At 68.7% G+C, this 13,247-nt stretch carries 15 protein-coding genes; 5 read left to right on the top strand and 10 right to left on the bottom strand.

From position 1 onward, the window contains the following. Nucleotides 1-16 precede the first annotated feature (16 nt). From P2PM1_RS15435 to P2PM1_RS15445, 3 genes are all read left to right on the top strand, one after another. Nucleotides 17-277 (top strand): type II toxin-antitoxin system ParD family antitoxin, encoded by a 261-nt coding sequence (locus P2PM1_RS15435; RefSeq protein ID WP_186390140.1) that lies wholly within the window; start codon nt 17-19, stop codon nt 275-277. Next, nucleotides 270-557, top strand: coding sequence for a type II toxin-antitoxin system RelE/ParE family toxin (locus tag P2PM1_RS15440; protein ID WP_186399654.1), 288 nt, complete (start codon nt 270-272; stop codon nt 555-557). The genes P2PM1_RS15435 and P2PM1_RS15440 overlap by 8 nt, the downstream gene beginning before the upstream one ends. A 123-nt stretch (nt 558-680) precedes the next feature. Next, nucleotides 681-1,895 carry an MFS transporter gene (locus P2PM1_RS15445; RefSeq protein WP_186399655.1) on the top strand — a complete coding sequence of 405 codons (1,215 nt, stop codon included), beginning with the start codon at nt 681-683 and terminating at the stop codon, nt 1,893-1,895. Nucleotides 1,896-1,900: 5 nt separating this feature from the next. Here the strand turns inward: P2PM1_RS15445 and queF are convergent, their stop codons facing one another. The 8 genes from queF to P2PM1_RS15485 all read right to left on the bottom strand — a co-directional run bounded on the left by queF (nt 1,901) and on the right by P2PM1_RS15485 (nt 8,089). Continuing rightward, the gene (gene queF, locus P2PM1_RS15450; RefSeq protein WP_186399656.1) at nt 1,901-2,368 is read right to left on the bottom strand and encodes a preQ(1) synthase; all 468 of its coding nucleotides are present in this window, start codon (nt 2,366-2,368) and stop codon (nt 1,901-1,903) included. Nucleotides 2,369-2,448: 80 nt separating this feature from the next. Further along, nucleotides 2,449-2,865 (bottom strand): type II toxin-antitoxin system death-on-curing family toxin, encoded by a 417-nt coding sequence (locus P2PM1_RS15455; RefSeq protein WP_186399657.1) that lies wholly within the window; start codon nt 2,863-2,865, stop codon nt 2,449-2,451. Beyond that, the gene (locus P2PM1_RS15460) at nt 2,862-3,053 is read right to left on the bottom strand and encodes a hypothetical protein (RefSeq protein WP_186390145.1); all 192 of its coding nucleotides are present in this window, start codon (nt 3,051-3,053) and stop codon (nt 2,862-2,864) included. Before P2PM1_RS15460 ends, P2PM1_RS15455 begins: the two co-directional genes overlap by 4 nt. Before the next feature lie 105 nt (nt 3,054-3,158). After that, nucleotides 3,159-4,073 (bottom strand): LysR family transcriptional regulator, encoded by a 915-nt coding sequence (locus tag P2PM1_RS15465; protein WP_186399658.1) that lies wholly within the window; start codon nt 4,071-4,073, stop codon nt 3,159-3,161. A gap of 180 nt (nt 4,074-4,253) precedes the next feature. Continuing rightward, nucleotides 4,254-5,066 carry a class II aldolase/adducin family protein gene (locus P2PM1_RS15470; protein ID WP_186399659.1) on the bottom strand — a complete coding sequence of 271 codons (813 nt, stop codon included), beginning with the start codon at nt 5,064-5,066 and terminating at the stop codon, nt 4,254-4,256. Nucleotides 5,067-5,470: 404 nt separating this feature from the next. After that, a complete protein-coding gene (locus P2PM1_RS15475) occupies nt 5,471-5,872 on the bottom strand; it encodes a hypothetical protein (RefSeq protein ID WP_186390148.1) in 402 nt (133 codons plus the stop codon). An 80-nt stretch (nt 5,873-5,952) separates the two neighbouring features. Continuing rightward, nucleotides 5,953-7,812 (bottom strand): sodium:solute symporter family protein, encoded by a 1,860-nt coding sequence (locus P2PM1_RS15480; RefSeq protein ID WP_186399660.1) that lies wholly within the window; start codon nt 7,810-7,812, stop codon nt 5,953-5,955. Between the two features lie 10 nt (nt 7,813-7,822). Further along, nucleotides 7,823-8,089, bottom strand: a complete 267-nt coding sequence (locus P2PM1_RS15485) for a DUF4212 domain-containing protein (protein ID WP_244293213.1) — start codon at nt 8,087-8,089, stop codon at nt 7,823-7,825. Between the two features lie 250 nt (nt 8,090-8,339). Here P2PM1_RS15485 and P2PM1_RS15490 point away from each other — a divergent pair, with 250 nt between their 5' ends. Both P2PM1_RS15490 and P2PM1_RS15495 read left to right on the top strand, forming a co-directional pair. Beyond that, nucleotides 8,340-8,966, top strand: coding sequence for an esterase (locus P2PM1_RS15490; RefSeq protein WP_186390151.1), 627 nt, complete (start codon nt 8,340-8,342; stop codon nt 8,964-8,966). Beyond that, nucleotides 8,963-11,137 carry a DUF294 nucleotidyltransferase-like domain-containing protein gene (locus P2PM1_RS15495; protein ID WP_186399661.1) on the top strand — a complete coding sequence of 725 codons (2,175 nt, stop codon included), beginning with the start codon at nt 8,963-8,965 and terminating at the stop codon, nt 11,135-11,137. The genes P2PM1_RS15490 and P2PM1_RS15495 overlap by 4 nt, the downstream gene beginning before the upstream one ends. An 18-nt stretch (nt 11,138-11,155) precedes the next feature. Here P2PM1_RS15495 and P2PM1_RS15500 read toward each other — a convergent pair whose 3' ends face one another. Next, on the bottom strand, nt 11,156-12,256 hold the full coding sequence (locus P2PM1_RS15500) for an FAD-binding oxidoreductase (RefSeq protein ID WP_186399662.1): 1,101 nt from the start codon (nt 12,254-12,256) through the stop codon (nt 11,156-11,158). 87 nt (nt 12,257-12,343) lie between these two features. After that, the gene (locus P2PM1_RS15505; RefSeq protein ID WP_186399663.1) at nt 12,344-13,237 is read right to left on the bottom strand and encodes a LysR family transcriptional regulator; all 894 of its coding nucleotides are present in this window, start codon (nt 13,235-13,237) and stop codon (nt 12,344-12,346) included. Between the last annotated feature and the right edge of the window lie 10 nt (nt 13,238-13,247).

Below are 13,247 nucleotides of genomic sequence, written 5' to 3' on the forward strand. Positions count from 1 at the left end.
CATGAAAACGGCACCGATGAAAACACTCACCGTCTCCCTGTCTGCGCAGCAGGTGGCGCAGCTAAAGAGCGCGGTGGAATCCGGCTCCTATGCCTCGAACAGCGAGGTGGTTCGCGATGCGCTGCGCCTGTGGGAGCAGCGCCAGGAACTACGCAAGCTGGAGATGGCACGTTTGAAACACGCCTATAATGAAGGCATGGCCAGCGGCGAAGGCCGGTCGGTCGACGCCGACACCTTGTTGGCAGAGCTGAAGGCGGAAGCCGGGTCGCGTGGCTGACTACGTTCTAAGCCCTCGCGCCGAGCGGGATATTCGCGGCGTATGGCACGATATTGCGCCGGACAACGAAGCGGCGGCGGATGCCTTGCTGCGGCGATTGCTGGACAAGGCCGAGCTGGCGGCAGGTCAGCCTGAGATGGGCGCTCCCCGCCCGGAGCTAAGTCCTACCGCTCGCATCCTCGTCGAGGGCAGCTACATCATCATCTATGAGCCGATGCCGTACGGGATTTTCGTGGTTGCCGTGGTGTATGGCGGCCGGAATCCTGAAAACTGGCTTTGAATAGAAAGAGAGCTTCCAGCAGGCCGGATCAAGCGGTTGCGGGAGACCGCCCGCTCGCAAATCGGGTCGAACGGGGTGGGCGGCCTTCGTTAAATGCGCGCAACGCCGCCAGCGGAGCCTCAAATGCGCGCCCTCGACAGACTTGTCGCCTCGTCCTACGGACTGAACATCGCCGACCAGATCGCGCTGGTCGCCGTCCCCATCGTCGCCGCCACCGTCTTCGGGGCAAGCGCCAGCACCATCGGCCTGCTGGTCGCCTGCCAGTCGATGGCGCATCTGGTCGGCAGCCTGCCCTTCGGCGTGCTGGTCGACCGCACAGAGCCGCGCACGGCGATCCTTGCCTCGGCGGTGCTGTCGCTCGGAGGCTTTGCGGCGGCGGCGCTCGCCATCGGAGCCGGGGCGATCCTGCCCTTTGCCGGGGCGATCGCGCTCGCCGGCCTCGGCATCGTGCTTTACGGGCTGGCGAGCCTGTCGATGCTGCCGCGGATCGTGGCGCAGGCCGATCTTGCCCGTGCCAATGCGGCGATCTCGCTGCCGCGCTCGGTCGCCTCGCTGGCCGTGCCGCTCGCCCTCGGGTTGATGCTGGACGTAACGGGGGCCGCCGCCGTGTTCTGGTTTGCGGCCGCCTGCGCGCTCGCCGCGCTCATGCTGACCGCGCCGCTGCCGAAATCGGTGTCACGCCCGCAGCAGCGCGAGGCGCTGATCCGGCGGCTGGCGAAGGGGGCCGGCTTCGTGCTGCGCCACCCGATGCTGCTGCCGATCACCTTTTGCGCGGTGTTCTGGAACTTCGCCTTCGCGATGCTGGTGGTGCTGGCCGTGCCGGTGATCACGCAGGACCATGGCGGCGAGGCGACGCTCTTTGCCGGCGCGATGGCCGCCTTCGGCCTCGCCTCGGTCGCCGGCACCTATGTGGCGGGACGGATCGCAGGCCGCATTGCCCCGCGCCTGGTGCTGATGTTCGGCCCCGGAAGCTCGGTCGTTGCCGCCGCAATGCTCCTGGCGCTGCCTGAGGGCAATCCCGGCCCCTTGCTGATGGCGGCGTTCTTCGTGCTCGGTTTCGGCCCGTCGATGTGGCTGGTGACGCAGAACACGGTGCGCCAGTTGGTGACGCCGGCGCAGATGCTGGGGCGGGTCAACGCGGTGATCCAGACGGCGATCTACGGCACGCGGCCGCTCGGCGCGCTGGCGGGCGGGGCCATCGCCACCGCCGCCACCCCGCAGGCCGGGCTCGCCGTGGTGGCGGCCCTCTTCGCCCTCTCCTTCGCCGTGGTGCTGGCGAGCCGGCTGACGACGGTCGCCGACTATGGCGCGCTGGCGATCGCGCAGGAGAGTGTGTGAGACGCTTAGCCCCGGCCGCGATAGGGCGGCACGCCCTGGTCGGGGATCCAGACGTCCGTGGGCGCCGGGCCGGTCTGGTAGAAGACGTCGATGGGCATGCCGCCGCGCGGATACCAGTAGCCGCCGATGCGCAGCCACTCCGGCGCCAGCAGGCCGACGAGCCGCCGGCCGATGCTGACCGTGCAGTCCTCGTGGAAGGCGCCGTGGTTGCGGAACGAGGTGAGGTAGAGCTTCAGCGACTTGCTCTCCACCAGCCAGCCGGACGGCAGGTAGTCGATGACCAGATGCGCGAAATCGGGCTGGCCGGTCATCGGGCAGAGCGAGGTGAATTCCGGCGCGGTGAAGCGCACGGCATAGCGCACATCCGGCTGCGGATTGGGCACCCGCTCCAGCACCGCCGCTTCCGGGCTCGCCGGGATCTGCGTCGCGCTGCCGAGCTGGGTCAGGCCGGAATAGATGTCCTTGTCGCTCATCGCGCACCGTCCGTTGCTAGAATGCCGCAAGGCGCCCCCTGTAGCACCGCGCGGGGGATGCGGCAAACGGGGCGGTGAGGTCAGTGTTCGTCGTCGTCGATCAGTGTCGCATGCGGCTCGAACAGCTCGGCGAGTTGATCGACGGTCATCAGGTTCGCCATCAGATCCTTGATCGGCTGGGCAAAGAACCGCGGTTCCGGCTCCACGAGGTCGACGCCGTTGTGCTGCAGGAACAAGGTCGCCGCCAGGAAGCAGATGCGCTTGTTGCCGTCACCGAAGGCATGCGCCTTGCCGATGCCGAACGCATGCTCCGCCGCCAGGATCATCAGGTCGCTCTGATACTCGAACGCCCACTTGTTGCGGGCGCGATGAAGGCCAGCCTCCAGATCGCCGATCTTGTGGGGATAAAGCTCGATGAAATGGCCGGGAAACTCGGCCTCTATCGCCCGGACGATGACGTCGATGTCCTCAAGCGTGAGCCATGTCGGCTCGATCATTCGCCGAGCGCCTTAAGGGTCTCGGCGAAACGCTTCACATCCCGGCGGACGATCTCTTCGCTGGAACGGCGCGGCGCACCGTCCTTGCGCGCCCGCAGGACCTCCTCCGTGCTGAATTTCGGCGCGGGGCGGCCCTCGCCGTCGCGGGTCTCGCCCGGACGTTCCTCGACCTTGGGATCGTGAGCCATCGTCGCACCTCGCTGCCCGGCGGATGCCGTATCCGCGGGACCATCTTACGCCCACGCCGGGAACAACCGCAAGAACGCGGCCGTCTCACGACATATGGGACGGGATCAGGGCACCGACCAGGGCGGAACGCGGAAGGTCTCGACCAGATAGTCGATGAAGAGGCGCGCGCGCGGCAGAAGCTGGCGCTCGGGCAGATAGACCGCGTGAAAGGCGGTGTCGTCGCGCACCTGATAGTCGGCGAGCAGCGGCACCAACTCGCCGCGCGCGATGGCCGGATTGGCGAGATGCTCGGCCATGCGCATGACGCCGTGGCCGGCAAGGCAGAGCTGCACCAGCGACAGACCGTTGGCGCTGCGGAAATCCCCGGTCACCGTCACCGTCTCGACCGCACCGCCGACGAGAAACGGCCAGCGGTTGAGATGGCCGCGCCGCCCCTCCCACAGCAGGCAATTGGCGCGGGCAAGGTCGCGCGGATGGGCGATGGGCCCATGCGCGGCGAGATAGGCGGGCGCGGCGACGACGATCCGCTGCAGGTCGCAGAGCTTGCGGCTCATCAGCGAGGATCCCTCCAGCCGCCCCATGCGCACGGCGACGTCGATATTCTCCTCGATCAGGTTGGCGAAGCGGTCGGTCAGCGACAGGGCGAGGGTCAGCCCCGGATGCCGCTTCAGGAAGTCGGGAATGCGCGGCACGATCTGGTCGGTGCCGAAGGCGATGGGCGCGCTGACGCGCAGTTCGCCGGCGGCTGCCCGCGTGGCGGCGGAGACCTCCCCCTCCGCCGCCTCCACCATGTCGATGGCGCGCACGCAGGCCTCGAAATAGGCCCGCCCCTCGTCGGTCAGCCGATGCCCCCTCGTCGAGCGGTGCAGCAGCTTGACGCCCAGCCGCTTTTCCAGCCCCGAAACGCTCTGGCTGACGAAGGGCTGGCTGACGCGCAGCCGGTCGGCGGCATGGCGGAAGCCCCCCGCCTCGACGACCGCGCGGAACACCCGCATTTCCAGCAGACGATTGTCCTTCATGCCCCGTCCATGCCCCGTCCATGCCCCCCCTCGCCGCCCCTCAGGCAGCGGGACAGACTAGCAAGGCAGGCGGACGGCGTCAGCCGGGGGAGGAAAGGAGACGACCGGCGCGGGGACCGCACCGGCCGCCGGAGGCAGGCCAGACAATCGTCAGTCGAACAGGCGTCAGTCGAACATGTATCAGTCGAACATGTCGGGGCAGTCCTCGCGGAGCTGCTCCCAGATCGGCTGGAAATGCAGCCAGCCGATATATTCGCTGCCGACATGCTCGCGGCTGTAGCGGGCCCGGTCCTCGCGGATATAGACCGGCGGGATGCCGGCGGCGGCGATGGCGAGCTGCTGCTGGCAGCAGCGCTCCAGCGCGATGAACCAGAAGGCCGCCGCCTCGATGCTGTGGCGGCTCGCCGTCAGCAGGCCGTGGTTCTGGTGGATCGCCGCCTTGACGCCCTTGAAGGCCGCCGCGACGTTGGAGCCGGCATGGTTCTCGACCGCGACCGCACCGGCCTCGTCGCCGATGATGACATGGTCCTCGAAGAAGGCGCAGGCATCCTGGGTGATCGGCTCGATCGGCCGGCAAAGCGCGGCATAGGCGGTGCCGTAGACCGTGTGCGCATGGCACATGGCGATGATGTCGGGATGCGCCTCGTGCACATTGGCATGCAGCACGAAGCCGGCGCGGTTCACCGCGTAATCGCCCTCGATCACCGTGCCGGCATGGTCGACCAGGATCAGGTTCGACATCTTCACCTTGTCGAAATGCACCGCCATCGGGTTGGTCCAGTAGAGCTCCGGCCGCTCCGGATCGCGCGCGGTGAGATGGCCGGCGAAGCCGTAGTCGAAGCCCTGCCGGGCGAAGGCGCGGCAGGCGGCGACAAGGCGCTCCTTGCGGTGCCGGCGCTCCTCCTCGACGCTCTGGAAGGACGGCTCATACGGGAAGATCAGGCCTTCCTGCTCCGGCTGGTAGATCGACACCCGTCCCTTGAGATCCAGCATTGCAACTCCCTCCTGAAGATCGGCCCCCTCGCCTCTCTTCTGGGTCGCATGCGACCTAGGTCGCGGACTCATAATTCTGGCGAGAAACGGTATGCCCGAACCCGACCGGATACAAGGAGCAAGACCGCAGGAAACCATCAGGTTTTCAAGGGCTTGCGACGCTGTTGCCGGCGGGTTCCGGCATACCCGAAGGGCGCCGTTCGAGCTTCGATCTGCGGCGTCGGATCGCTCGGCCGGGGGACCTGCCCCGGCCATCGCGCTCCTCCTGGCATATCATTGCCCGAACGGACGCCGTTTCCGGCACAATTATGAGTCCACGACCTAGACCGGGTCAATTCCGCCCCGGTGATAACTGTTATCGCCCCGCGCCGGGGCGATAACAGTTATAGCGGGCGCGCCGGCCGTCAGAACGCCGAGGCCACCACCAGATAGAGCAGGATGAACAGCGGCGGCACGCCGAGGAAGGCATCGCCGAACAGGAACAGCTTCAGCAGGAAGAACAGGAAGGCCGCATAGAGGCAGACGGCGAAGGGCATCAGGAAGCCCGGCGTGATCGGCGCGGTGAGCGCCAGCAGCGGGTCGGTCAGCTTTCGCAGCACCACGAAGAAGGTGATGTTGCGGTCCGAGCCGACGAAGAACTCCAGCAGGCCGCGCGAGAACAGGAAGGCGGCAAGCCCGGTCAGCGCATAGGTGCCGCCAAGGAAGATCGCCACCTCGGCCGGGGCGCCGGCGAACAGGAAGGTGCCGAGCGCGAGCAGATAGGTGGCGATGAGCAGGAGAATGCCGCCGAGCGCGGAAGCTGGCATGACTGTCTGTCCGTCCCTTGAGAAATGAAAAACGCAGGGCCCGGAAGCCCAGGCCCTGCGTCATCTCTATAGCCACTTTGTCAGTGGGATTGAACCATCAACTGGCCGCCCTTGGGCAGTCGCAGACGGTCGACGAAGTCCTGCATCTCCTGACTGGGTTCCGGCGTGATCAACGACACCACATAGGTGACGACGAACCCGACGGGGACACCGAAGATGCCGGCGGAGATCGACTGCACGCCGAACCACGAGATCTCGTCGCCCGTGCCCTTGACGAAGTCGAAGCCGTAGACGTTGCCGATCAGGTAGTACATCGTGACGAGGAAGCCCGCGGCCATGCCGAGGATGCCGCCCAGCGTCGTCGTCCGCTTCCACCACACGCCCATGACGAGCGGGGCGAAGAGGCCGGCAGCGGCGATCGAGAACGCCCACGCCACCATCGACAGAATGTCGGACGGCTTGGTGCGCGCCAGGAAGGCCGCCGCGAGCGCGACCACCACAAGCAGGATCTTGGCGACCATCAGGCGGCGCTTGGCGTCGGCCTTGGGGTCGATCATCTTGTAGTAGACGTCGTGCGACAGGGCATTGGCGATGGCCAGCAGCAGGCCGTCGGCGGTCGAGAGCGCCGCGGCGAAACCGCCCGCACCGACGAGACCGACAACCCAGATCGGCATGCCGGCGATCGACGGGGTCGACAGCACGATCATGTCGTTGTTGAGCCGCAGTTCGCCGTAGGGGAAGCCTTCCGTGAAGCCCTTGGCCTCGCAGGCCGCCTGGATCGCCGCGACGGTCTCGGCCTTGACGCCGCAGATCGTCACAAGCTGGTGACCCGCGATGGAGCCCCAGTTGATCATCCATTGCGGGATCGCGGAGAACGCGAGCTGGTAGCTCGACTCCGCGCCGGCCGCCACGAAGAGACCCATCAGGTTGAACTTCGAGAAAGCCGCATAGGCGGGAGCCGTGAAGTACAGCAGGAAGATGAAGAACAGCGACCAGCCGACCGACTTGCGCGCCTCACGAACCGTCGGGGTCGTGAAGAAGCGCATCAGGATGTGCGGCAGCGACGCGGTGCCGACCATCAGGCAGAAGATCAGGAAGAAGTAGTCGCGCGGGCTGTAGCTCTGGAACGGCGCCACATGGGTCCGCGTGACCTCCAGGATCCGCTCGTACTCGGCGATCTGCGTCAGGGCGCCGCCATAGGTCAACTGCGGGATCGGAATGCCGAACTGCACGGTCGACATCCACACCGCCGGAAGCAGATAGGCGACGATCAGCACGATGTACTGCGCCACCTGCGTCCAGGTCACCGCCTTCATGCCGCCCAGCATCGAGCAGACGAGAATGCCGGCAAGACCGGCGAACACCGCCCATTCGAAGTCGATGTTGAGGAACTGCGAGGCGATGATGCCCGAGGCATAGACCTGGGCGGTGATGTAGGTGAACGAGCACGAGAACAGCACGACGATGCCGACGAGCCGCGCGGCGTTGCCGCCGTAGCGGGTGCCGAGGAAGTCGGGCACGGTGTAGGCGCCGAACTTGCGCAGGTAGGGTGCGAGCAGCACCGCGACCAGCACATAGCCGCCGGTCCAGCCGAGCACGAAGGCGAGGCCGTCATACCCCAGCACGAACAGCGTGCCGGCCATACCGACGAAGGACGCGCCGGACATCCAGTCCGCGCCCGTCGCCATGCCGTTGTAGACGGCGGGCACCGAGCGGCCGGCGACGTAGTATTCCGAGACCTGCGCCGTTCGCGACATGATGCCGATGAACGCGTAGATGCCGATGGTTGCGGCCATGTAGGACCACAGGATGAAACGGTCGGGCACGCCGACCGTGGACAGGATCGCCATCAGGACGACGAAGGCGGCGAAGCCGCCGACATAGACCCCGTAGATCTTGCCCAGGTTGTCGGTGAAATCACCCTTCATGGAAAATGCCATTGGATCCCCCTCAGTCTTCGGCGACGCCGAATTCCTCGTCGATGGCGTTCTGGCGCGCAGAGAACCAGAAGATCAGCACGACGAAGACGATCAGCGACCCCTGTGCGGCCATGTAGAAGCCGAGCGGGAAGCCAAGGAAGACGATGTTGTTCATCGCCGTTACGAAGAAGTGGATGAAGAAGCTGAAGATCGCCCAGACCGCCAGCGTCACCCACATCAGGTTCCGCGTCTTGGTCCAGTGCGCCTCCGCCACTTCCGGTGGCAGTTTCTCGGTCAAAACAAATCCTCCCACTGAATGCACCCGGTCGGCTGATCGACCTCCGTCAGCCCCACCGTCCCCGCTGCAATAATCACAAAGTCGAATATCGGTCCTCCCCGACTTCTTCGCACAAGCAGCATGCGATATATTGCAATGCAGGGACACTTGCGCCGTCAGGTTATTCTCTTCAATGTAGAAAAGGAAAGTTATCCGAAAGACTAATCACGGCGCCGGAGCCAACCGGCCGGCCACCAGGGAGACACACCAAGTGCTTGATTTGATTGGGTCCATTCTGCCCCAACGGCAAAAATCCGACTGGCCGTCGGCGGTCGAGGCGATCCGCGGAGGCGCCGCGTTTCTCGCGCAAGGGGCGAGCTATTCCTACCTGCGCGCCCGCACGCTCTTGGCCGGGCCCCGCCTGTTCCAGGACGAGGGATTCGGTTTCGCCCTGACCATCTGCAAGTGGGAGACCTTCGCGGTCGCGGCGCAGGACCTGATCCTGATGATCGAGGCCGAGATCCGTCCGCATCTGCCCGAGGACCCGAAGCTGCGCGCCCGCGGCCTTGCCGAGCTCTATCGCGCCGTGCTCGACGCCGAGGAGGTGCCCGCGCACCGCGCCGAGCAGGGCTGGGCCGACGCCATCGAGGAATTCGACCGCCGGCTGGAGGTCTACATGGACAAGCCGCCCTTGAAGCCGGACGCGATCTCCATCGCCACCGCGTTGCGCCTGCTCGACCACGCGCCGATCGACGACGCGGTGCGCGAGGCCGACAAGATGATGGTGGTCAACAACGTCGCCTTCCGCTTCATCGACTACCAGGCGACCCTGCGCAAACGCATCGACCTTGTCGCCTTCGCCGGCCAGCTCAGCGACCGGATGGTGGCCGTTCCGTGAGTCCGGCGGCACGCGACGGCAACGGGCAGCGAGCCGGCGCGACGCCGCTGATCGCGCTCGACGTGGTCGTGCTCGACACCGAGACGACCGGGCTCGACATCCGCAAGGACCGCATCGTGCAGATCGGCGCGGTGCGCATGGAAGGGGTGGAGCTGCACCCGGAACAGAGCTTCCGCAAGCTGGTCGACCCCGGCATGCCGATCCCGGAAGTCGCCCGCCGCATCCATGGCCTCGGCGACCAGGACGTCGCCGGCCAGGCGACCTTCGCCGAGGCGGGGCCGGAACTGCTCGCCTTCATCGGCGACTCGGTCGTCGTCGGCCATTCCATCCATTTCGACCTCGCCGTGCTGCGCCACGAGGCCGACCGCCACGGCCTCACCTGGCGCGAGCCGCGCTCACTCGACATCGCGCTGCTGGCCGCCGGCCTCGACCGGGCGATGATCGACACCTCGCTCGACAGCCTGGCGCTCGGCCTCGGCATTCCGGTGGAGGGCCGGCACACCGCCTATGGCGACGCGCTGACCACAGCCCGGGTCTATGCCGCCCTGATCCCGGCGCTGCTGGCCAAGGAGGTGCGCACGCTCGCCGAGGCGGAGAACCTGTCGCGCAAGCCGGCCGGCCTGATCGCCCGCCAGGAGGAGGCCGGCTGGTTCGACCGCCCCTCCGACCGTCCGGACTTCTCCCGCGCGGTGCTGCGCGGCGGCAGCCAGCGCGCCATCGACAGCTTTCTCTACCGCCACCGGCTCGGCGACGTGATGAGCAGCCCGCCGATCTCCATCGCCCAGGGTGCGAGCCTGCACGAGGCCGCGCAACTGATGGCCGAACGCCGGATCGGCTGCCTGATCGTAGATCCGGCCGGCGAGGAGGACGAGCCCGGCATCCTGACCGAGCGCGACGTGCTGCACGCGCTCGCCCGCGAGGGCGCCGGCGCCAGCGACGAACCGGTCGCCCGGCTGATGAGCGCGCCGGTGATCAGCGCGCCGGAGGACACGTTCCTCTACCGCGCGCTCGGCCTGATGGCCCGGCGCAACCTGCGCTATATCGGCGTCACCGACGCCGGCGGCCGGCTCGCCGGCGTCTTCACCCTGCGCACCTTGCTGCGCAAGCGGGCGCTGGCGACGCTCACCGTCGGCGACGAGATCGCCGCCGCCGGAAGGCCGCGCGACCTTGCCCGCGTCCAGGCCGCCCTGCCCTCGCTCGCCGCCGGGCTGCTGGCCGACGGCCAGGACGCACGGCAGGTGGCCGCGATCATCGCCGCCGAGGCGCGGGCGATGACCTCGCGCGCGGCGGAACTGGCCGAAGCGGAGCTGGTCGCCGCCGGCCACGGCCCGGCGCCGGCCGACTATGCGCTGCTGGTGCTCGGTTCGGGCGGGCGCGGCGAAAGCCTGCTCGCCCCAGACCAGGACAACGCGCTGGTGATCGCCGACGACTATGCGGGAAACCTCGACGATGCCGAGGACTGGTTCGCCCGCTTCGCCGCCCGCATCAACGAGATCCTCGACCGCGCCGGCATCCCCTATTGCAAGGGCGGGGTGATGGCGAAGAACCGCCCGTGGCGGCGGCGCCTCGGCGAATGGCTGGCGCAGGCGCGCGACTGGGCCGGGCACCCCTCGCCGCAGGCGCTGCTCAGCGTCGACATCTTCTACGATTTCACCCCGGCGCATGTGTCGGGCAGCGGCGGCAGCCGGCTCGCCGACCGGCTGCGGCGGGAGACGAGCGAGATCGCCCGCGGCTCGCTCTCCATGCTGCGGGCGCTCGGCGACACCGCCGGCAGCCATGCCGCGCCGCTCGGCCTGTTCGGCCGCATCAAGAAGGACGACACCGGCCGGGTCGACCTCAAGACCGGCGGCCTGCTGCCGATCGTCGCCGGCGCCCGCGCCATCGCCCTGCGCCATGGCGTCGTCTCGCTGTCGACGCCGCAGCGCCTGCGCCAGGCGGCGGAGAAGGCCGGCCGCTCGCAACCCGACGCGGAGCTGCTCGCCGACATTCACGGCTTCCTGATGCGGCTGATCCTGACCCAGCAGATCGCCGACCTGGAGGCGGGCGTGCCGCCGACCAACCGGGTGCGCGTCGATGCGCTGAGCCACCGCGACCAGGACGAGCTGCGCGAGGCGCTCGGCCGCATCGACCTGATCACCCATATGCTGCGCGACCTGCTGCAGGGGCTTTAGGGCCCCCTTTTGCCCTGCTCAGCCGCCGAGCCGGCCGGGCGCCAGCGCGACGACGACGGCGGGGGCCAGCACTGGCGCCCGCTCGAGGATCAGGTCGGCGGCGAGCCGCGACAGCGCCGGTGAGGTCTGGATGCCGTAGCCGCCCTGCCCGGCGAGCCAGACGAAGCCCTCCGCCGCGCCCGAAAACCCGGCGACCGGCGTGCGGTCGGGCGCGAAGGACCTGAGGCCCGCCCAGCTCCGCTCGACCCGCGTCACCGCGACCGTCGTCGCCTTCTCGAACCGGTCGAGCCCCTCGGCCAGCACCATGTCGTCCGGCCAGGCATCCTGCGGCGGCAGCGGATCCTCGTCGGCCGGCGAGACCAGCAGCTTGCCGGCCTCGGGCTTGGCGTACCAGGCCTCCGAGGCGCTGACCACCGCCGGCCAGGCCGAGACATCCAGGCCCGCCGGAGCCGGCAGGATCGCCGCCGAGCGCCGATAGGGCTGGATGCCGAGCGGCGACAGGCCGGCAAGGCCGGCGACGGTGTCCGCCCAGGCGCCGGCGGCATTGACCACGACCTGCGCCTCATAGGTCTCGCCGCCCGCCTCGACCCGCCAGACGCCGCCCTTGCGGGAAATCGCGGAGACGCGCGCCGAGGTCACCAGCCGGCTGCCGGCATGGCGGGCGGCGCGCAGATAGGCCTGCAGCAGCCGGTCGACATCGATATCCGCGGCACCTGCCTCATAGGCCGCCGCCACATGATCGCCGGAGAGAATCGGGAAGAGCCGCATCGCCTCGGCGACGGAGATCTGCTCCAGCCCCTCGGCGCCGTCCAGATAGGCGGCGAAGCGTTCCATCTCCTCCGGCCGGGCGACGACCAGCTCGCCGCGCGGGGCGAGGAAGCCGGTCTCCGCGAAAGCGCCGCCGCCACCGAGCACCTCGACCGACGCGTCGTTCAGCGCCCGCAAGGTGGCATTGCCGTAGTTGCGGATGAAGATCGCCGCCGAGCGGCCGGTGGCATGGCGGCCGGGCGCGTCTTCCATCTCCAGCACCACGGTGGAGCGCTCGGCGCCCAGATGCGCGGCAAGGCCGATGCCGGCAATGCCGCCGCCGATGATCAGACAGTCGCAGGTGATGGACATGGCGTGGCGGGTCCCTTGGGCGATTCGGCCATCATCCTGACACGCATGGACAATCCTGGAAAAGGGGCCGCTGGACCGCCCCGCCCCTCACGCCGCGTCGGCGGCCACGCCGAGGGCACCGAGAAAGGCGCGGGCGGCGGGCGCAAGATGGCGGGCGCGGTGGCGCAGCACGAAGAAGGGACGCGGCGGCAGGTCGAGCTCCAGCGCCGCGAGCTGGCCCGAGCGCACCGCCCCGTCCGCCACCAGCGCGGAGAGCACGGCCGCCCCCGCCCCGGCCTCGACCGCGCTGCGCAGCGCCTCGTTCGACGGCAGTTCCATCGAGATGTCGAGATCGGCAAGCGACAGGCCGAAGCTTGCCGCCAGCCGCTCCAGCATCACGCCGGTGCCCGATCCCGCCTCGCGGGCAACGAAGGTCAGCGCCTGCAGCGCGGCGGCATCGAGGGGGCCGCCACGGGCGAGCGGATGGCCGGGCGGCAGCACCAGCACCATGCGGTCCTGCCCGACCTCGACCGGCGACAGGTCGACGTCGGCCACCGGCCCCTCGACCATGCCCAGATCCGCCTCGCCACCGCCGATCCAGGCGGCGACCTGCTCGCTGTTGCCGATGGCGAGGGTGACGGCAAGGCGCGGATGGGCGGCGCGAAACGCCGTCAGCCGCGCCGGCAGCCAATAGGCGCCGACCGTCTGGCTGGCGGCGATCCGCAAGGTTCCCCGGCGCAGGCCGGCAAGCTCGGCCAGCACCTCGCCGGCGGCCTCGGCGCGGGCGAGCACGGCGCGCGCCTCGACCAGGAACACCCGGCCGGCCTCGGTCAGGCGGACGCCCCGGCCGACCCGGTCGAACAGGCGCACGTCGTGGCGCGCCTCCAGCGCGGCGATCGCCGCGCTGATCGTCGACTGGGTGAGATGAAGCGCCTGCGCCGCGCGCGTGACATGCTCGCGCTCGGCCACCGCCACGAAGATCCGCAACTGCTCCAGCGTCATCGCGCCCCGC

Origin of the sequence: Stappia sp. P2PMeth1 (assembly GCF_900185735.1) — a bacterium.
Classification (GTDB): Bacteria; Pseudomonadota; Alphaproteobacteria; order Rhizobiales; family Stappiaceae; genus Stappia.

Bases quoted from the DNA above. Each gene is read 5' to 3' on its own strand.
- P2PM1_RS15435 (WP_186390140.1), top strand. From the start codon at position 17: ATGAAAACACTCACCGTCTCCCTGTCTGCGCAGCAGGTGGCGCAGCTA.
- P2PM1_RS15445 (WP_186399655.1), top strand. From the start codon at position 681: ATGCGCGCCCTCGACAGACTTGTCGCCTCGTCCTACGGACTGAACATC.
- queF (WP_186399656.1), bottom strand. From the start codon at position 2,368: ATGAGCGACAAGGACATCTATTCCGGCCTGACCCAGCTCGGCAGCGCG.
- P2PM1_RS15455 (WP_186399657.1), bottom strand. From the start codon at position 2,865: ATGATCGAGCCGACATGGCTCACGCTTGAGGACATCGACGTCATCGTC.
- P2PM1_RS15460 (WP_186390145.1), bottom strand. From the start codon at position 3,053: ATGGCTCACGATCCCAAGGTCGAGGAACGTCCGGGCGAGACCCGCGAC.
- P2PM1_RS15465 (WP_186399658.1), bottom strand. From the start codon at position 4,073: ATGAAGGACAATCGTCTGCTGGAAATGCGGGTGTTCCGCGCGGTCGTC.
- P2PM1_RS15470 (WP_186399659.1), bottom strand. From the start codon at position 5,066: ATGCTGGATCTCAAGGGACGGGTGTCGATCTACCAGCCGGAGCAGGAA.
- P2PM1_RS15475 (WP_186390148.1), bottom strand. From the start codon at position 5,872: ATGCCAGCTTCCGCGCTCGGCGGCATTCTCCTGCTCATCGCCACCTAT.
- P2PM1_RS15480 (WP_186399660.1), bottom strand. From the start codon at position 7,812: ATGGCATTTTCCATGAAGGGTGATTTCACCGACAACCTGGGCAAGATC.
- P2PM1_RS15500 (WP_186399662.1), bottom strand. From the start codon at position 12,256: ATGTCCATCACCTGCGACTGTCTGATCATCGGCGGCGGCATTGCCGGC.
- P2PM1_RS15505 (WP_186399663.1), bottom strand. From the start codon at position 13,237: ATGACGCTGGAGCAGTTGCGGATCTTCGTGGCGGTGGCCGAGCGCGAG.